The 19,596-nt window shown below is 61.0% G+C and carries 11 protein-coding genes; 5 read left to right on the top strand and 6 right to left on the bottom strand.

Annotated features, from left to right (window positions below; genetic code table 11):
- Nucleotides 1-362: 362 nt before the first annotated feature.
- Nucleotides 363-1,067 (bottom strand): peroxiredoxin, encoded by a 705-nt coding sequence (locus ACZYOF_RS07490; RefSeq protein ID WP_130578817.1) that lies wholly within the window; start codon nt 1,065-1,067, stop codon nt 363-365.
- Nucleotides 1,068-1,318: 251 nt separating this feature from the next.
- On the opposite strand from ACZYOF_RS07490, the gene ACZYOF_RS07485 reads away from it, so the two are divergent.
- The 4 genes from ACZYOF_RS07485 (at nt 1,319) to ACZYOF_RS07470 (ending at nt 10,972) form a co-directional block, all read left to right on the top strand.
- Nucleotides 1,319-5,056, top strand: coding sequence for a YhdP family protein (locus ACZYOF_RS07485; protein WP_463715323.1), 3,738 nt, complete (start codon nt 1,319-1,321; stop codon nt 5,054-5,056).
- A gap of 251 nt (nt 5,057-5,307) precedes the next feature.
- Complete coding sequence (locus tag ACZYOF_RS07480; protein WP_463715322.1) at nt 5,308-7,737, top strand: phosphoketolase family protein; 2,430 nt, start codon at nt 5,308-5,310, stop codon at nt 7,735-7,737.
- A gap of 62 nt (nt 7,738-7,799) precedes the next feature.
- Nucleotides 7,800-8,555 (top strand): HAD family hydrolase, encoded by a 756-nt coding sequence (locus tag ACZYOF_RS07475; RefSeq protein WP_130578812.1) that lies wholly within the window; start codon nt 7,800-7,802, stop codon nt 8,553-8,555.
- Between the two features lie 35 nt (nt 8,556-8,590).
- On the top strand, nt 8,591-10,972 hold the full coding sequence (locus ACZYOF_RS07470; RefSeq protein WP_463715321.1) for a glycoside hydrolase family 65 protein: 2,382 nt from the start codon (nt 8,591-8,593) through the stop codon (nt 10,970-10,972).
- Nucleotides 10,973-11,040: 68 nt separating this feature from the next.
- Here ACZYOF_RS07470 and ACZYOF_RS07465 read toward each other — a convergent pair whose 3' ends face one another.
- Nucleotides 11,041-12,813, bottom strand: coding sequence for a CYTH and CHAD domain-containing protein (locus tag ACZYOF_RS07465; RefSeq protein ID WP_463715327.1), 1,773 nt, complete (start codon nt 12,811-12,813; stop codon nt 11,041-11,043).
- A gap of 790 nt (nt 12,814-13,603) precedes the next feature.
- Complete coding sequence (locus ACZYOF_RS07460) at nt 13,604-13,858, bottom strand: hypothetical protein (RefSeq protein ID WP_463715328.1); 255 nt, start codon at nt 13,856-13,858, stop codon at nt 13,604-13,606.
- Between ACZYOF_RS07460 and hflX the strand changes: the two genes are divergently transcribed.
- The gene (gene hflX / locus ACZYOF_RS07455) at nt 13,763-15,145 is read left to right on the top strand and encodes a GTPase HflX (protein ID WP_463715320.1); all 1,383 of its coding nucleotides are present in this window, start codon (nt 13,763-13,765) and stop codon (nt 15,143-15,145) included. The two genes, ACZYOF_RS07460 and hflX, sit on opposite strands and share 96 nt — an antisense overlap.
- Nucleotides 15,146-15,148: 3 nt before the next feature.
- Here the strand turns inward: hflX and ACZYOF_RS07450 are convergent, their stop codons facing one another.
- The 3 genes from ACZYOF_RS07450 to acmB all read right to left on the bottom strand — a co-directional run bounded on the left by ACZYOF_RS07450 (nt 15,149) and on the right by acmB (nt 19,522).
- On the bottom strand, nt 15,149-16,108 hold the full coding sequence (locus ACZYOF_RS07450; RefSeq protein WP_463715319.1) for a class I SAM-dependent methyltransferase: 960 nt from the start codon (nt 16,106-16,108) through the stop codon (nt 15,149-15,151).
- A 276-nt stretch (nt 16,109-16,384) separates the two neighbouring features.
- Nucleotides 16,385-18,070: a flavin-containing monooxygenase gene (locus ACZYOF_RS07445; RefSeq protein WP_463715318.1), complete on the bottom strand. Its 1,686-nt coding sequence runs from the start codon at nt 18,068-18,070 to the stop codon at nt 16,385-16,387.
- A gap of 252 nt (nt 18,071-18,322) precedes the next feature.
- On the bottom strand, nt 18,323-19,522 hold the full coding sequence (gene acmB / locus ACZYOF_RS07440) for a methyl acetate hydrolase AcmB (RefSeq protein WP_463715317.1): 1,200 nt from the start codon (nt 19,520-19,522) through the stop codon (nt 18,323-18,325).
- Nucleotides 19,523-19,596 lie beyond the last annotated feature (74 nt).

Below are 19,596 nucleotides of genomic sequence, written 5' to 3'. Positions count from 1 at the left end.
CAAAGCTCATCCACGGTTGTGGCCGGAGGGGTAACGGGCGACTTCGCCACGCGTCTTGGCCGGTGGCCACCGGCCAAGACGCTAAATCGCTTCCATCGCACAAATCATGCCCGTGCAGATACAAGGGTGTAGTCGTTCGCAGGCTGCGCGGCTGCCGACGCCGCGGCATGGGCCGCAGGGCGGCGAGGGGACGTCCGCCCGTGCTCTCGTGGATGATGGTGCTGCTGGTGATGGTCGAAATGGTGACCGGAACGATAGGACATCGGCACTCCCGCGCCGGTCGGATCAAGTTCCGTACGGCCTCAGTTCGGGAGCGATTTGAGCCGGTCATGGTTAATTTTCCGGAAACGGGGCCCGGTGGATCAGAGCGATTGGGCGGCGGCCAGGACCTCGTCGGCATGGCCGTCGACCCGGACATTGCGCCAGATCCTGGCGATCCGGCCATTGGCGTCGACCAGAACCGTGGTGCGAAGAATCCCAAGGAAAGTCCTGCCATACATGGATTTCTCGCCCCAGGCCCCATAGGCCTCCAGCATCTCGTGCTGGTCATCCGAGCCCAGGGGAATGGCGAGCTGATGCTTGTTCCTGAATGATTCCTGCGCCTTCACGGTGTCGCCAGAAACGCCGAGGATCTCGGTGCCGCTCTCGGCAAACGCATCCTTCAGCCGGGTGAAATCGATCGCCTCCTTGGTGCAGCCCGGCGTGTCCGCGCGCGGGTAGAAGAACAGCACCAGCTTCTTGCCGGCGAAGTCGGTGAGTGAGACCTCACTTCCTCCGTCGCGGGGCAGGCGGAAGTCAGGCGCCTTGGCACCCTCGAGCAGGGTGGTCGATTTGGTCGCAGCCGATGCAGCGGATTTTAACGATTTCGATGCGGCCTTGTGGGACGGTTTGGTGGATGCGGCTTTGGCCGCCTTGCTGGATTTCTTTGCGACCGCCTTGCGAGCCTTTGCCGCGGGCGGCTTGACCGATGCGACGGCCTTACTGCGGACCGCCGTGGCCCGAGACGATTTGGTCGGAGACGATTTGGCTGTGGTCTTGGAGGATTTCTTGCGCGTTTTCTTGGACATACGCCTTCCTTTCGTCGCTTTCCGGGGCTCAACCATTGTATCAGTGCGGCGCTTGTCGCCGGCGATCGGATTTGTGCCGACTGTCGGGCAAGTGTGATGGCGCGGGAGTATGGTCACAAGGATTTCGACGCGTCATCCGCCCGCTCGCCTAACCTGCTTTGAAAGTTTGCTCGAATGTTCGCTCAAATGTTCGCTCAAATGTTCACTTGGGGCTGAGGGCGACTAACAGTATTAAGCGAGGATTGGCAGCGATGCCGGCACAGGAGCGCTCGATACAGATCGATGGGCGTGCCTTGGGCGGCGATCAACCTCAGCGCCTGCACCGAGAGGCAATGGCAAAGAATACGTCGTCCCAAGGATCGAGCTCCCAAGGATCGCTCCAAGGTCACAGCCCGAATCCGCGTGCCGACGCCCAGTATTGCGGCTGGGGCGACGAGGTCGGCTGGGAGGAGCATGACGAGGCTGCCGGCCATCGCGCGCGGCGGCTGTTGTCGCGCTCAGATTCCGGCCTGCACCGGATCGGTGACTTCTTCGGCCCCAGGCGGCGATCGACTCATGGCGGGCGCTGGGTCAAGCGCATCGCCCTGGTGCTGGGCGTGCTGGCGGCGATCTTCATGAGCTGCTTCGGCGCGCTGTGGTGGCGGCTGGGGGCAGGCCCGATCAATCTCGATATGGCGACGCCATGGCTCGCGACCGCGATCGAGGACAATATCGGCCACGGCAACACGGTCGAGGTCGGCGGCACCCAGATCGAGCGCGCCGGCCGGATTGGAATCGCCGTGCGCATCCGCGACATCATCGTGCGCGACCGCGACCGTGCGATCGTCGCGAGCGCGCCGAAAGCCGAGGTCAAACTGTCCGGCACCGCGCTGCTGATGGGCCAGCTCCGCGCCGAAAGCCTTAACCTCGTTGATGCCGAACTCGCGATCCGGATCACGCCGGACGGCTATGTGACCGTTTCCGCCGGCGATACCGCCAAGCCGCTCGCGACCGGTGTCGCTTCCAAGCATGAGGCGGGCCTGCCGCCGACATTCCCGCGGCCGGTGCCCCCGCCGCCGCCGTTATCGCCACCTTCGTCGCCGTCCGTCAGCGTCCCGGCGCCGCCGTCTGAGAGCGCGCAGAGCGGATTGCTTGCCGGCCTCGACTGGCTCGACAGCCTCAGCATGACCGGTCTCGACGGCCAGAACCTCAACGAGATCGGTCTGAAGAACGGCAACCTCGTCGTCGACGATCAGCAGCGCGGCGGCAAATGGACCTTCGAGAATATCAGCCTGAGCCTGCGGCGGCCGAGCGGCGGCGGCGTGGCGCTGAGCGTCGGTGAAGAGGGCGCCCATCCGTGGTCGCTGCGCGTCGCGGTTGGCCCGCTCAGGGATGGCGTGCGCGCGGTCGACCTGCGCGCCGACAAGCTGTCATCCGCCAATATCCTGCTCGCGCTCAGGGTGAAGGATCTCACCTACAATGCCGAGCTGCCGCTATCCGGTGAACTGAAGGGTGAAATCGGCCGCGACGGGCTGCCGACCTATTTCCGCGGCAAGATCACCGCCGGCCCCGGCAACCTGATCGACACCGATACGCCCGACTATCCGATGGCGATCGATTCTGCCGAAGTGAATGTTGAATGGGACGCTGGACGCCGCGTGCTGCTGGCGCCGTTCAAGGTCGTCTCCGGCGCCAATCGGGTCACGCTGCTCGCTCATCTCGAACCGCCAAATGACGATATCAACGACTGGCAGCTCGGCCTGAGCGGCGGCACCATCCTGCTCGCGGGCATCGACAACGAGCCGCCGCTGATCTTCAATCGCATCGCGGTTGGCTTGCGTTTCGACACCGACAAGAAGCGCGTGCTGCTGACGCAGGCCGATATCAGCAATGGCGAGATCGGCATCGCCGGCACCGGCAGCATCGACTATTCCGGCGAGCCGCGGCTGCAGCTCGGGTTCGCGGGCACGCCAATGTCGGCCTCGGCGCTGAAACGAGTTTGGCCTGCGCTGGTCGTGCCGGAATTGCGCGAATGGGTGATCGAGCGGATCGAGCGCGGCACGCTCCAGCGCATCGAGATCGGCGTCAACTCGCCGGTGCGCAACCTGTCCCGCAAGGGGCCTCCAATCCCGGATGACGGGCTTGCCGTCAACATCGTCGCGAGCGGCGTGACGGTGCGTCCGGTGGACGAGATGCCCGTGGTTCATGACGCGGATTTGCGGGCGCGGGTGACCGGCCGCACCGCGACCGTCAACATCGCCCAGGGCATCGCCGACACGCCGGGCGGGCGCAAGATCACGCTGTCGGACTTCTCCTTCGAAGTCCCGGACCTGGTGCCAAAACCCTCGCCGGCCAAGATCAAATTCCGCGTCGATTGTCCGGTGCCGGCCTGCGCCGAAATCCTTGCTTCCGACCGCCTCAGCGATGTGTCGGGGACGACATTCGTCGATCCCAATGCGAGCAAGGGGACGGTCTCGGCCACGATCAATCTCGGCCTGCCGGTCAAGGGCGTGCTGACCAAGGAGGATACGACTTACGCCGTCACCGCCGATCTCGGCAGCGTCGCGATCGACAAATTGGTGATGAACCAGAAGCTCGAGGCCAACGCGCTGAAGGTCGTCGCCAACAATGCGGGCTATCAGGTCAAGGGTGACGTCAAGATCGGCGGGCAGCCGGCTTCGCTGGATTACCGCAAGCCGAGCGAGGGCGACGCCGACATCAAGCTGCAGTCAACGCTCGACGATGCCGGCCGCCAGCGGCTCGGGCTCGACCTCGGATCCGCGGTGAGCGGCGCGATCCCGGTCAAGGTCGTGGGCAAGATCGCGAGCAGCAGCGATCACGACAGCAAGCTCGGCGTCGAGGCTGATCTCACCCAGGTCAGGCTCGACAATATCCTGCCCGGTTGGGTCAAGACGCCCGGCAAGTCTGGCAAGGCCACCTTCAAAGTGGTGCAGAAGCCGCAATCGACGCGCTTTGAGGACATCGTGGTCGAAGGCGCCGGCACGTCGATCAAGGGATCGGTGGAAGTTGACCAGAATGGCGATCTCATGAACGCCAACTTCCCGACCTATTCGCCGTCGGAAGGCGACAAGACCACGCTGCGCGCCGACCGCGGGCCCGACGGCGTCTTGAAGGTCTCCATGCGCGGCGACGTGTTCGATGGCCGCGGCTTCCTGCGCACGGCGATTTCGGGCCGCGACGACCCCAAGAACAAGACCAAGAACATCGATTACGACATCGACCTCAAGCTCGGGGCGGTTGCCGGCTTCAATGGCGAAGCGTTGCGCAGCGTCGATGCGAAGGCCTCCAAGCGCAACGGCGCCATCAAGAGTTTTGCACTGAACGGCAAGATCGGGCGCGATACGCCCGTGACCGCCGATCTGCGCGGTCGCCAGCAGGGGCGCGAGGTGGTCTACCTGCAGACCAACGACGCCGGCGCATTCTTCCGCTTCACCGATTTCTATTCCAAGATCGTGGGCGGTCAGCTCACGCTCGCGATGGAGCCGCCGGCGGCGGAGCCGAGCCCCAAGGAAGGGCTGATCAACATCCGCGACTTCTCCGTCAAAGGTCAACCCGAGCTCGACCGGATCGCAGCCGGCGGTTCGCCTGGCACGACGAGCGGCGTCGCGTTCAGCGCCTTGCGCGCCGAGTTCACGCGCCAGAGCGGACTGCTCACGATCCGCGACGGCGTCGTGAAGGGGCCGGCGATCGGCGCGACCATCGAAGGAAGCATCGACAACATCGGCAACCAGGTGCGCATGAGCGGCACCTTCGTGCCGATGTACGGCCTGAACAACATGTTCGGCCAGTTGCCGGTGATCGGCCTAGTGCTCGGCGGCGGAAGTAATGAGGGCCTGATCGGCGTGACCTACGAGGTTGTGGGCACACCGGCGCAGCCGGTGCTGCGCGTCAATCCGATCTCGGCGATCTTTCCCGGCGTGACCCGGAAGATCATGGAATTCAACACCGGCAAGCAGAACAACCAGGTGGAATTCCCGCCGAACAATTGAGCGATCTATGGCGTGCCGTTCTTGGCCGCCGATCCCAAGCCGCACGTGTCGTCGCTTGAACCAAAGTGTCCGGTCACCTCCGGGCCGACAGGCGGCGGCCAGGATTGGCCAGAGTGACCCTCAGCGGGACTTGCGTTGATCTGGATCAATGAAGACCGTGCCGCGCGGTTTTCCCTGTAGCTGCCGTCTCTGCTGTGATGCAGGCGATTAACGGCGCTCGGTTTCCGCCGAGCCCTGCAACGGCGCGCTCGATGAGACGGAGTGAGGAGGAAACAATGGCAAACGCGTTGTCTGATCAAGAGCGGGCAATGATGGATGCGTATTGGCGGGCGTCCAACTACCTCTCGGTGGGCCAGATCTATCTCTACGACAACCCGCTGCTTAAGCAGCCGCTCACGAAGGAGCACATCAAGCCGCGGCTCCTCGGTCACTGGGGGACTTCACCCGGTTTGAACTTCATCTACGTTCACTTGAACCGGATCATTAAGAAGCACGACCTCGATATGATCTATATCACGGGCCCTGGGCATGGCGGCCCGAGCCTGGTCGCGCATGCCTATCTCGAGGGAACCTACAGCGAGGTTTACCCGAACATCTCGCCCGATGAAGAGGGCATGAAACGGCTGTTCACCCAATTCTCGTTCCCTGGCGGTATTCCTAGTCACGTAGCGCCGGAGACTCCGGGTTCAATTCACGAGGGGGGCGAACTTGGGTACTCTCTGTCGCATGCTTATGGGGCAGCCTTCGACAATCCAGATTTGATCGTTGCCTGCGTCGTCGGCGACGGTGAAGCGGAGACGGGACCGCTGGCAACGAGCTGGCATTCCAACAAGTTCTTGAATCCCGCGACTGACGGGGTGGTTTTGCCGATCCTCCATTTGAACGGCTACAAGATTGCCAATCCCTGCATTCTCGCCCGCATCAGCCGTGAAGAGCTGGATCAGTTGTTTCGCGGCTACGGCTATACGCCTTACTTTGTTGAGGGGGATGAGCCGGAAAAAATGCACGAACTTATGGCCGCTACGCTGGATAAGATTATCGGCGAAATTCAGCGGATAAAGGTGGATTCACGACGCAACGGCCTTAACGAACGGCCACGCTGGCCGATGATTGTCCTACGAACCCCCAAGGGCTGGACTTGTCCGAAGGAAATCGATGGCAAGCGGACCGAGGATTACTGGCGCTCTCATCAAGTGCCCATGGGCGAGATGCACGAAAACAACGCCCATGTCCGCATTCTGGAAGAATGGATGAAAAGCTACCGACCTGCCGAACTTTTCGACGACAGCGGCCGGCTTCGTCCTGAGTTGGCCGACCTCGCTCCTCGAGGAACCCGCCGTATGAGCGCCAACCCGCACACCAATGGCGGGTTACTTCTGCGCGAACTGCGAATGCCGAATTTCCGCGACTACGCAGTCGAAATGAGCGAGCCCGGCGCCGTTATGGCGGAGTCGACGCGGATCATGGGGCGGTTTCTACGTGATGTGATGAAGCTCAACATGGAGCAACGGAACTTCCGACTCTTCAGTCCGGACGAGAACAACTCCAACCGTTGGCAAGACGTGCTGGAGGTAACCAACCGTGCCTGGGTAGCGGAAACTTATCCGTGGGACGATCATCTCGCGCCCGACGGGCGAGTAATGGAGATGCTCAGCGAGCACCAGTGCCAGGGCTGGCTTGAGGGCTATCTCCTGACGGGCCGGCACGGTTTCTTCTCTTGCTATGAGGCTTTCATCCACATCATCGATTCCATGTTCAACCAGCACGCCAAGTGGTTGAAGGTATGCAATCACATTCCCTGGCGACGACCTATCGGCTCGCTGAATTATCTTTTGTCCAGCCATGTCTGGCGTCAGGACCACAACGGCTTCAGCCATCAAGACCCTGGGTTCATCGATCATGTCGTGAACAAGAAAGCTGAGGTCATCCGGGTCTATCTGCCGCCCGACGCGAACTGCCTACTCTCGGTCACCAACCATTGCCTGCGCAGCCGGAACTACGTCAATGTCGTCGTCGCGGGCAAGCAGCCTGCTCCTCAGTGGCTGACAATGAACGAGGCGATCAAGCACTGCGAGGCCGGACTGGGCATCTGGCAGTGGGCCAGCAACGACCGGGGGGGCGAGCCAGATGTTGTGATGGCCTGTTGTGGAGACGTACCGACACTGGAGACTCTTGCGGCGGTCGACCTGCTTAGACGACATGCGCCCGATCTCAAAGTGCGCGTCATCAACGTTGTCAATCTGATGAAGCTGCAGCCACCGAGCGAACACCCGCACGGCCTCTCGGATCAGGATTTTGATGCGTTGTTCACCACCGACAAGCCGATCATCTTTGCCTTCCATGGTTATCCGTGGCTGATCCACCGATTGACCTACCGGCGCACCGGCCACGACAACCTGCATGTCCGGGGTTACAGGGAGGAAGGTACCACCACAACCCCGTTTGATATGTGCGTACTGAACGATATGGATCGCTTCCATCTCGTATCCGACGTGATTGATCGCGTGCCGAAGCTCGGGTCACGGGCTGCTTATGCCAAGCAGGCGATTCGGGACAAGCTCATCGATCACAAGACATACATTGTTCGGTATGGGGACGATATGCCCGAGATCACAGGCTGGAGATGGGGGAAAGAGGCCGCCTCCGTCGCGGTTCGCTCCACAGAGGCAGATAACGTCTAACCCGGTCGGCGGGACGCCAACGTTCCGGCGGTTAGGTCCTTGGGGCAAGAGGAGAGTGATCCATGCCGCAACCCAAGAGCAAGCGCATCAGCCGCGATCAGTACGACGCCGTCCTTTTTGACTTGGATGGTGTATTGACGGATACAGCCAAACTCCATGCGACGTGTTGGAAACAGATGTTCGACGAGTATCTGCTGGAGCGTGCGAGGCAGACGGGGGCAGCATTTCGTCCCTTCGATATCGACACCGATTACCGGCTCCATGTGGATGGCAAACCCCGTTTCGACGGCGTGCGTGATTTCTTGAGATCGCGCGGCATCGAACTTCCAGAAGGAGATCCAGAGGACTCTGCAAAAGTCGAAACAGTGTGCGGGCTCGGAAACCGCAAGGACGACCTAGTCGATCGTGCGATCGTGGAGGATGGCGTAGAGTCTTATGACGGGAGTGTGCAATTCATCCATCAGCTCCGCCACGATGGGTTCAAAATTGCCGTAGTCACCTCGAGTCAGAACTGTGCGTCCGTCCTGCGGGTGGCGGGGCTGGACGAGTTTTTTGAGGTGCGGGTCGATGGCAACGTGATCCAGGCGCAACGTCTTTCCGGCAAGCCGGCCCCGGACACGTTCCTGCTGGCGGCACGGCTCCTTGGGGTTCTGCCGATAAGGACAATTGTGATCGAGGATGCCATTTCCGGAGTCCAAGCGGGATCTAACGGAAACTTTGGGCTAGTGATCGGCGTCGCTCGCAAGGGAAATGCGGATGAGCTGAAGCACCATGGGGCTCATCTGGTAGTCCACGATTTGGCCGAACTAACTGACTGATTAACGCCAAGTGCTGCCTTGGGAGAAACAGCCCGATGCTACACCATGAACGGCTCCGCCCGCCATCTCGCGATTATCCGGCCGATGAGTGGAATGTTATCGAAAAGTCGTTTCGACCCGATTTTCTGGCCCAGGTCGAAACGATGCTGGCACTCGGCAATGGATATATCGGCATGCGCGGCTGCCCGGAGGAGGGCGGTCCCAACGTCGAGAACGGCACATTCATCAACGGGTTTTATGAAACCTGGCCTATCGTCTACGGAGAAGAAGCTTTTGGTTTCGCCAAGACCGGCCAGACGATCTGCAACGTGACGGAGAGCAAGATCATCAAGCTCTTCGTGGACGACGAACCGTTCTGGTTGCCCAATGCGCACCTCCTAGCGTACGACCGGCGGCTCAACATGAGGGCCGGCACACTCGATCGGACCGTGACTTGGGAGACCCCGTCCGGCAAGCAGGTATCGATCACGTCCCGGCGTCTGGTCTCCTTCGTGAACAGGCACGTGGTCGCTATCTCATACTGTGTGACACTCGTAGATGCTCAGGCATTTGTCGTAATCTCTTCGGAGATGACCACCCATAAACCAAGCGGCCGCGGCGATCGCGATGATCCGCGCCTGGCAAGAGCGTTCTCCGGCCAGGTACTTCATCCGCAAACCAACTACGCCAAAGACCAGCGCATCGTGCTGTGCCATACGACGGAAAGGAGCCGCTATATGTTGGCATGCGCGACGGACCACTCGCTGGAGAGTTCTTGCTCACACTCGCACAAGGTCGCCTGCACCCCTGACTTCGGCCAGGTTGCCTACGCTGTCGATGCCAAGCCCGGCTGTCCGATCCAACTCACCAAATACATGGTTTATCACACCTCCCACACGGCATCCGCAGAAGAACTCTGCGGCCGCGCTGAATGGACAATGGATCGCGTCGTGACTCAGGGTTTCCAGCGGCTGCTCGCCTCTCAAGAGCAGTACATGGACGATTTTTGGCGCCGGAGCGATGTTCGCATCAAAGATATTAGTGAGCAGCGAGTACAGCGGAGCACCGTAGAAATCCAGCAAGCGATCCGCTTCAACCTTTTTCATATCCTTCAAGCCTCTGCGCGCGCGGAGGGAGCAGGCGTGCCCGCGAAAGGACTCACAGGACAGGCTTATGAAGGACACTACTTTTGGGATACGGAAATCTACGTGTTGCCGTTTCTGATCTATACGTCCCCGTGGATCGCAAGGAACCTTCTGGCCTTTCGTTACAAGATGCTGCCTCAGGCACGGGCTCGCGCGAGAGAACTGGGCCATCGAGGAGCGATGTATCCTTGGCGCACAATCAGCGGAGAGGAGGCATCCGCATACTACGCGGCGGGCACCGCGCAGTATCATATCAACGCTGACATTATGTACGCACTGCGCAAGTACGTGCAGGCGACGGGTGACGAAGAGTTCTTGCGAAAGTACGGAGCCGAAATGCTCGTTGAAACAGCCCGAATGTGGCTGGACCTTGGCTTCTATTCGGACGCAAAGGGGGGAAGGTTCTGCATAAACGGTGTTACTGGGCCCGATGAATACAACGCCGTCGTGAACAACAACGCTTATACGAACTTGATGGCCCGCGAAAACCTTCGCTACGCTGCTGAGGTTGTCGAGTCCTTACGGACAGCAGAAGCGGGGATGTACGACGCACTTGCGCAAAAAACGGCGCTCGATCCCTCCGAGGTCAATGCATGGATTCAAGCCGCGCGAAGCATGTATGTGCCGAGTGATGAAACGCTGAATGTTATCCTTCAGGATGACAACTTTCTCGACAGAGAGCCATGGGATTTCCGAAATACGCCACGTGACCGCTATCCGCTGCTGCTGTTCTATCATCCGCTGAACATCTACCGAACGCAAGTGATCAAGCAGGCGGACGTGATCTTGGCGATGTTCTTGTTGGGCGACACTTTCTCGTCAGAAGTGAAGAAGCGCAACTTCGATTTCTACGACCCACTGACAACAGGCGACTCATCACTATCCTCCTGCGTCGAGGCGATCATCGCCGCACAAGTCGGCGACATGGATAAAGCATTTCGTTACGGCATGGCGGCCCTGCTGATGGACTTGGCCGATGTGGGAGGTAACGTGAAGGACGGTTGCCATATCGCCTCTATGGGTGGCACCTGGATGATGCTGACCTATGGTTTTGGTGGGATGCGGGACGATGACGGAACATTGTCGTTCTGGCCACGTCGTGCACCCGAGGAAAACGCCATCCTTCGATTTCCCATAACCTACCGCGGCCGGTTGTTGTGTGTCGAAATTGGCCTGGACAAGGTGGAGTACACGTTGCGGGAAGGTGAGCGCCTCGTGATCCGCCACGAAAAGCAGGAAGTGGAACTGACACGGGAGCATCCAGTGGCCGTTCGGCCGGTTTCGAGAAGGTGAGCGAGCCTGGATGACGGAGACAGTCGATCAGTTGTATGGCATGCGTCCTTCCGAGCGCGAGAACCAGATCACGCCTCTGCTGCCCTCGACCACGGTGCTTTTGTTTTCCTGAAATCCAGCCACGTGTTTCGCAGGCGCGCCTCAACGCCGATCGATGCGTGTGCCTGCCAGCCGGTGATGGCGGCTGCAGCCGTGCCGCTCTGCGAGAACTCGTCACCGAGTTCTGCGAAAAGCGCGTTTGTGATCGCCATGTCGTTAAAGGAACCAAGTTCCTCCTGCAGGTCGGCCAGCCCGCGAGAGAATCGCCTGACGGACTTTCGGTCTCCGTACAGCGGCAACAGGAAGTCGGCGACGTAGCGCAGTCTCTTCGCGGCGAGCCTCAACCGGTGCAGCTTTTCCGCCGGAAGCGACTTGAAGCGGCGGCCGCGCTTGAGCACTCTCGCATGCTGTTCCGACAGGATGCGTCCGGCGAAGTTAACGGCGGGCTCGGTCAGTCGTCCGAGATCTTCGGGAGCGACGTCGCTCCGCCATCCTCGGGCCTCAATCCAGCCGCCGAGGCCGATCAGGAAACATGAGCATCGGCGGTCAGCCAACGCGAGACGTACCTTCTGGTAGGCGGCTGACCGGCGTTCCTCTGCGGCCTGTTCCAGGGCATCAAAGCCCGCGACCGAGGGACAGGCCTGCGCGATGGTCGGCAGCGTCCCCCGTTGAAACATGTCCCAATCGCGTGCGGCAGAAAGGTTTCGTGCCAGCCATCTTGCTTCCGACCGGAATGAGTCGAGATTGCCCAATGGCCCAACGGATCGCATCAAATCCAGGGCCGCGCGAAGGCGGCGCAGCGACACGCGAAGCTGATGGACTCCCTCAGGATCACGGCCGTCCTCGGCCGCTGCCAGAGACCCAAGAAGATGGTGAAGACAGGAGCGCAGGATCTTTGCGAAGGCCTCATCGAGGGATATTGCCGGGTCGAGGCGAAGCTTTCGCGGCTTCCGCAGCGCGGGCGACGCCTCGGCCGCAAGGTCAAAGCCGCGCGCCGACTTGCTGCGGATAGACGGTCGCACTGACCCATGGTCCGCGAGCCGAAGCGCGAGGTCGTAGATTGCACTGGCGCTTCCACCCTTGAGCTCCAACTCGATCTCGCTCACGGGCATCGATTGATCGCCTGACTTGAGCACTCCCTGGTCGAAAGCGACTTCGATCGTTCCGGATGGCAGCTCGACGATGCGCGCGTGCCGGTGGATATCGGCGGTGAAGACCGCCTCAAGCTGATGACGTCGAAGATCCGAGCGCAGTTTGGCCGGGACGAAAGGCATCGCCAGTTCGACATCGGGAGCAATCGATGGGACGTTCGCCTCCCACTCGCCACGCCGGAGCGGATCGTCTCCGAATTCGGCTTTCACGGTCTGCACGAATCGTGCGCCGTTCTGGCGAACCCGCAGGCTTAATCCGTTTCGTCTCAGCGTCCGCTCGGGCGTATCGTAGTAGACGGACTTGAGGTGCTTTCGTGTGCCCTTGTTGCGCGCATTCGTCGCGATGATCGGAGCGGCGTTGAAATCCGCCATGCGATCAGCATCGACAAGGAGCTTGAGTTCGATCTCACTGCCGGCAGGCGTCGCACCGTTTTGCACAGGGATTTCTGGCGTGACCTCATCACCTTGATGCTGCGCCTCAGGAAGGAGGGTCTTCGGCGGTTCTTGCGAATGAGGCTCCGCGACGCCGTGTTGCCTGGAGGCAACAGAGTCGTCCGGTCTTTTGTTGTCCTGTGCGGCAATGGCGCTATTGATCCCGTGCGCGGCGCGTGCACTTTCCCGGGCGGGCTCAGGCGTATCGTCTTCTGACATGTGCGATTGTGTGACAGCTGGATGACGATTCGATAACACAACGCAGCGCGATCCAAAAGGAAGAACGACATTAATCTCTCCGGAGAGCTCATCCGTTTGGGTGAGCCAGATCAAGCCGGTTTCTCAGTTCCCGAAGCTTTCAGTCTGGTCCTCTCGATGGAACCGACGCATCATCGCGGCATCGCGGCCCAAGAAGGCGATGTTACGGGTCGGGACTGCACAACTCCCGATACTGCCGGACCCGAGCGTTCATCGCTCGGCGGAACGCAGCCTGGACTGCAAAACGAGGAAAACCGCCAATAGCCGAATTCTGCCGCGCGAATCCATTTGCCGCCATCCGATGCGAGTGGTTGAATCGGTTGCAATTCGACTCGTTGAAATCCGGAAAATGCAAAGGTCAGCGAGGTTTACGCTATGCTTGCCGAAAAGTTCTTTCTGGTATTGGAGACGCTAAGAAGCCACGCATCCGATGGTGAACCCCAGATCGTGATCAGCACCACGCCGCATGTTCCAATCATTGTGCTGCGCAGGAAGCCCGCCAAAGGCTGAGTGACATCGCTATCTGGAGAGTCGAGGCGAGAACGAGACCTGCCACCCCGCAGCGGCTCATTCATGCGGCGATTATATTGAAGCCCGTTGGTCCGTCTCGTTTGTTTATGCCGCTTCACCTATGTTGAGGACGCTGCGTCCACGTCTGTTTCCCGAATGAGATAGCGTCACGTCATCCCGTTCCAATGCGATGGCTGTTCGACCGCATGGAGCGCTGGTTCGGCGTGCGAAGATCGTCACATCAGACATTGATCCATAGCTCCCGGGATTGTCTTGAACCCAGCACCAGCAGACAGGATTCGCGATAGCGACCCGTCCGCGTGCAACGCACAGGCGCGACTTCCGCGAGATGCCAGGCGATCGGCAGTCTGCTGAGCGCCTCACGCACAGGATAAAGCCAATGGCAAAGACTGGAGAAAGCCGCGTGGCAGAGGAACGCATCCCGAGCGCGATCCTGGTCGGCATCCAGCTCCCGGGCATCGACGACCACGCGCATGCCGCGAGCCTTGCGGAGTTGGGCCGTCTGGTGAAGACGCTCGGTTACGAAGTTGTCGGCACGCTATCGCAGAAGCGCGACGAGCTCGACGGCGCGACGGTGCTCGGCAAGGGGAAACTTGAGGAGCTCGCAGCGATGACTGGCGGGACAGGCGTTGTCGGATCGATGGCACACGTCCGGAAGCCAAGGGCCCGCGAGCGCTTTGAAGACGCCGACGGGAAGGAGTCGGCCGCCGGGCCGACTGAGCCTGATTTGGCGGCGCCATTGATGCCGGAATACGTGATCGTCGATCACGACATCTCGCCGAACCAGGCGCGCAATATTGAACAAGCAACCGGCGCGGAGGTACTGGATCGGACCGGGGTGATCGTGGAGATTTTCCATCGTCATGCACATAGCCGGGAGGCGAAGTTGCAGGTCGAGATGGCGCGGTTGAAGTATATCGCGCCACGCCTGCGGGAATCGGCGGCGGGTGGCGAGCGGCGGCAGGGCTACGGCGCGGGCGAATCCGATCTCGAAGTCGAGCGACGCAAGATCCGCGACCGTCTCGCCGAGCTGAAGGAGCAACTGTCGGCTATTCAGCGGGATAGCGACCAGCGTCGCGCCGCACGTCGCGATCAGCTTCGGGTCGCTCTGGTCGGGTATACGAACGTAGGGAAGTCGTCGCTCATGCAAGCCCTCACGGGTAGCGAGGTCCTGATCGCGGACAAGCTGTTCGCGACGCTTGATACGACGGTGCGCGCTCTGCGGCCGGAAACGACGCCGCGTATACTCGTCTCGGATACTGTGGGCTTCATCAAGAAGTTGCCGCATGACCTCGTGGCGTCGTTCCGATCCACGCTTGCCGAAGCGCTGGAAGCATCGCTATTGCTGTTCGTCCTTGATGCGTCCGATCCGACCTACGAGTCGCAACTCGATGTGAGCCGCAACGTGCTGCGCGAGATCGGCGCGGAGGTCGTTCCGTCGCGCCTGCTCCTCAACAAGATCGATCGCGTGAACGAGGCGGATCGCGCCGCGCTCCGCACGAAGCACCCGGACGCGATTTTCCTCTCTGCAAGGTCGCCGGCAGACGTGGCGGCACTGCGCGAGACGATCATCGCTTTCTTCGAGGCTGCGATGGTGGAGGAAGAATTCGTGGTGCCGTATGCGAAACAGCGGCTGCTCAGCGACGTGTATGGGCACGTGCACGTGCTGTCGGAGAACTTCGATGCGACGGGCCGGATCATAAAGGTGCGGGGTGTCTCCGGCGCAATTGAGCGCCTGCGAAGAACCCTTGCCGCGTCCTGAGGCTTACTTGAGACGTGTAACGGTGCGGCGGCCGCGCGCCACCAGCAGGAGATGGGTGGCGCGATCCATGAACTCCGCACTCGCGGCATACGCCGTCTCAAGCCGCTTGAGTTCGTCGGCGAGATGACTGTCGTCCGCCTGCAAGATCGGATTCCACCGGCTATCCGGCGTGAACCGGCTGTGGAACAGGTCGAGACCTCGCAGATCTTCGATCTCGAAATTCCCTGCGAAATGGCTTCGCAATTCGACCGCGGTAAACAGGTGAAAGCCGAATGCCATATGCCGGCCGTCGCAGAGGTCGATTTCACACCGGTCCTTGATGTGATCATGTTTCAAGCGGCGGACGTTCTCCACCGAGTCCACGAAGGCCGTTGGCGTGCTGCCAATCGGGCGCACGGTCGTTATGAAATGTCCTGACGTCACACGCGCGATCTCAGTCGCGATATCCGTCAGCCTTTCAATGGGCAGATGACTGAGTGCGCTGTACAGGCACAGCGTGATATCGACCGAGCAATCGGGTTCCGGCAACCGGTCCGAAAGGTCTGCGACGTCGAATGTGAGACTTACCCCGGGGAGGCCGGAAAGATTTCGAGCCGCCAAGCGGGCCCGCTGGATCTGTGCCTGCGCAATGTCAAATCCGCGCGCGGTGATGCTGCTGAACCCGAGCTCCTGGGCGCGCATGACCAGTCGTCGCAGCCATGTGCCGGGCCCGCAACCCGCATCGAGAAACCTGACCGATCTTGCGCCGGAAGCCCGCAGGTCAGCCAGTTTTGTTTCCAACACAGCCCAGACGCACCGATCCGCATAGGCATGCATCCCGTCAAAGGCAAATGGTTGCGAAGGATCGCCATCGGCATAGGCGCCGTAATCGTCGCCAGCCTGATTGTAGATGTCGGCGACGTCATCCGGCGCATCATTGTCGATGGCCAGGGCGGAACGCCTGATCCCGGGCGAACCGGTCACGCCCGACATCCATTTCCGTGAGGGGATTGAATCCTGATCGACCATATGAAGTGGCCTTTTCGGTCACACGCCCTTGCCCGCGTCATGGCGATGCGGTGGCCGCCGGGCGCTGAGTAGCAGCCGATGCCTGGATCATGTGCCCGGGTTGATAGGAAATCGAGACGAATTGCCGTCGCGCTTCATAAGCGCGACATAGGTGGACGATCGCACTTCAAGGTCTTCGACGGGCCGGGAGTGGCGACACCGAACGCCGCTCCCGGTCAATGATTGTCAGGTTCATTCGGCCGCAATTGGGTGCACCGTTCCACCCTGGCCTTCGCTCGTGAACATGAAGCCCTCGTAGCCTTTCTCGGCGATCTCGGCGCACTTCCTGCGGTAGCCGCCGACGCCTTCTGGGCCGAGATAGGGCAGGAAGCGATGAGCCTTGCCGGCGATGTTGGCTCCCATGTACCACGAATTGGCCGTAGTCATCAGCGTCGAGTTGACCACCTCCGCGACGTGAGTGCCCCACGCTTCCTGCGCCTGCGGGCTAGCCTCGATGGTCGCAAGCTTGCTTCGTCGCATGTGGGCGATGCATTCGGTGATCCACTCGACATGCTGTTCGATCGACACCGGCATATTCGAAAGCACCGAGGGGCTCTGCGGGCCGGTGATCATGAACAGGTTCGGGTAGCCGGCGATCGCGACGCCAAGGTAGGTCACCGGGCCGTCCTCCCATTCCTGCGCCAGCGCCCTGCCGCCACGCCCCTTGATGCCGAGGCTTTTCAGCGGGCCGGTCAGGGCATCGAAACCAGTGGCGACGACGATGATGTCGAGCGGGTATTCTTTGCCGCCGGCGCGAATCCCATTCGGCGTGATCTCCTCGATCGAGCCGTCGGTGCTCGCATCCACCAAAGTTACGTTCTTCTTGTTGAAAGTCTCGAAGTAGTTGGTGTCGAGCGGCTGCCGCTTGGTGCCGTAAGGATAGGTCTTGGGTGTCAGTTTCTCGGCCGTGACCGGATCGTTGACGGTGGAGCGGATCTTGCTCTTGAGGTAGTCGGCAATGATATTGTTCGCCTCCTTGGAGAAGAACATGTCCTGATAGTTGGCCAGCCAGAAGGCAAAGCCTCCTGCATCCCACATCCTGTCGAATTCTCGCTCGCGCTCCTCAGGCGTCGCTTCGAGCACCGACCTCGGGATGAAATCCAACTCGAAGCCGAAGAACGAGTCCTTGATGCGCCGGCGGATCCCGTCGTAATCGGCCTTGCGGGCCCTGGTGACCTCGGGATCGACACTGCCGTTGCGCGCCGGCACGCAGAAGGCCGGTGTACGCTGGAACACCGTCAGGTGCTTGGCCTGCTGCGCGATCTCCGGGACCGCCTGCACTGCGGTGGCGCCGGTGCCGATGACCCCGACACGCTTTGCGGTAAAGTCGACGCCGTCGTGTGGCCACTGGCTGGTGTGGTAGCACTTGCCCTGGAAGGAGCCGAGCCCTTTGAACGGCGGCATGTTGGCTGCCGACAGGGCGCCGACCGCGGTGATAACGAAACGCGCTTTGGCGACGTCGCCGTTGTCGGTGCGCACCGTCCAGAGCCCGGTGTCCTCATCGAGGACGACCTCGGTGACGCGCTTGCCGAACTGGATGTCGGGCTTGAGGTCGAAGCGCTCCGCGCAGTGCTCGAGGTAGCGCAGGATCTCGTCCTGCTCCGGATAGCGCTCGGACCAGTTCCATTCCTGCAGCAGGTTCTTGTCGAAGGTGTAGCAGTAAATGTAGCTGTCCGAGTCACAGCGTGCGCCTGGATAGCGATTCCAGTACCAGGTGCCGCCGACGCCGTCGCCGGCCTCAAACACGGTGACATTCATGTCGAGCTTGTCGCGCAACGAATGCAACATGTACATGCCGGAGAACCCGGCGCCGATGATGATCGCATCGTAGTCTGCTTTGGCGCCTGCGCTGCGCGAGTCACCTTGCACGTTCGTCATAACACTTCTCCTCCTGTGAGCAATGCCCCTGAAGTTCGGACCAGTTTTCTTGTCGTTATCGCAATACCCTCTCGATGCCGCTCGGCCGATGGATCGCGCGCACCATTTCGAATTCGGGGATGACAGAGGCCAGCCTGCCGAAGGACAGACTGGCCGACTGCATGCGGTTCCGGCCACGAATGCCGCAAACCACGCAGATTCAAGAGCCGCGAAGCGTGGCGGCGCGAGGTAGGCCGCTTCGCTTCATCGGCACTATGCCGCTGCGCGCACCTCTCCACTTGCATAGGCGGCTGTCTCGAAATCGAGGTAGCCGCCGAACGATGTCGGATCTCCGAACGGCAGGATCTGCGTCGCCCAATATCCTCCGAACCCGTTCTTTCGATCGATCCAATAGAACAGGTTGGCGAGCCCGGCCCAGCCGATCGAACCTGCCGGGCGGCCGGTCGGAGCGTCCTCGTCGTTGACCATGAAGGTGTAGGACCAGGACTTCTTCAGTCCGGGGAAGAACTCCGCATCGTTCGACAGGGTCGGAATCACGCCGGGCAGCATTACCACGGTCTGGTGCGCCTCAAGGCCATTACGTACGGCGGCCTCGACCGTCTCTTGCTTCAGCACGCGGCCCTGTGGCCCCGCTCCATCGTTCAGCCACATGCGGATGAATTTCATGTATTCGCCGATCGAGGCGTAAAGTCCGTGGCCGCCCATGTCGACCTCCGGCTCGGGTGGCAATTGCAGATCGGGAAGGGGGGTCAGCGCGCCATCGGCTTCGCGCTGGTGGATGACGGCAAGGCGCTCACGCATCGAAGGCGTCAGCGAAAAGGCGATATCATCTATGCCGAGCGGCGCAAAAACCCGGTCCTTCAACACCTCTCCGAGGCGCTTGCCGCGAATGCGCTCGACGACCTGGCCGCACCAGTCGAGGTTGCTGCCATATTCCCACTTGTCGCCGGGATCGAACAGGAGCGGCGTCATCAGTGATGCCCTTGAGCAGGTGATCACGCTCGGCTGGCCGTGTTCTTGCGCGAGGCGAAAGTAATTGGCGTTGAAGAAGTCGTAGCCGAAGCCGGCCGTGTGCAGCATCAGCATGCGGGTGGTGATGTCGCGTTTCGGCGCCCGCAGCGTTGGCCTGCCCTGCGCGTCAAAGCCTTCGAGCACCTCGACGTTGCCGATCTCGGGAACGTAGGTCTTGGCCGGGGCGTCCAGGTCGAGCTTGCCTTCCTCGACACATTGCAGGACCGCCGTCCCGGTGATTGCTTTTGTGGTCGAAAAGATTGCGAAGACCGTGTCGGTCGTCATTGCCTGACTGCCGCCAATGCTACGCTCACCGGCTGCGCCTTCGTAGGTGTTGGCCGAGCGGTCCGTGATCATCGCCACCACGCCCGGAACGCGGTCTTTGCCGGTCACTACTTTCTGCAGAACGCCGTCACACGCGGTTCTCAAGTCGTTACCCATTGCCGTTCCTCCCGTTTGGAATTGACCAAGCTCGATCCTGTCTCTTCTCGACAGGCCGCCGTCAGTCTCCGCGG

This window comes from Bradyrhizobium sp. LeoA1Lang (assembly GCF_055413685.1).
This window is presented reverse-complemented; position numbering and strand designations above follow the sequence as displayed.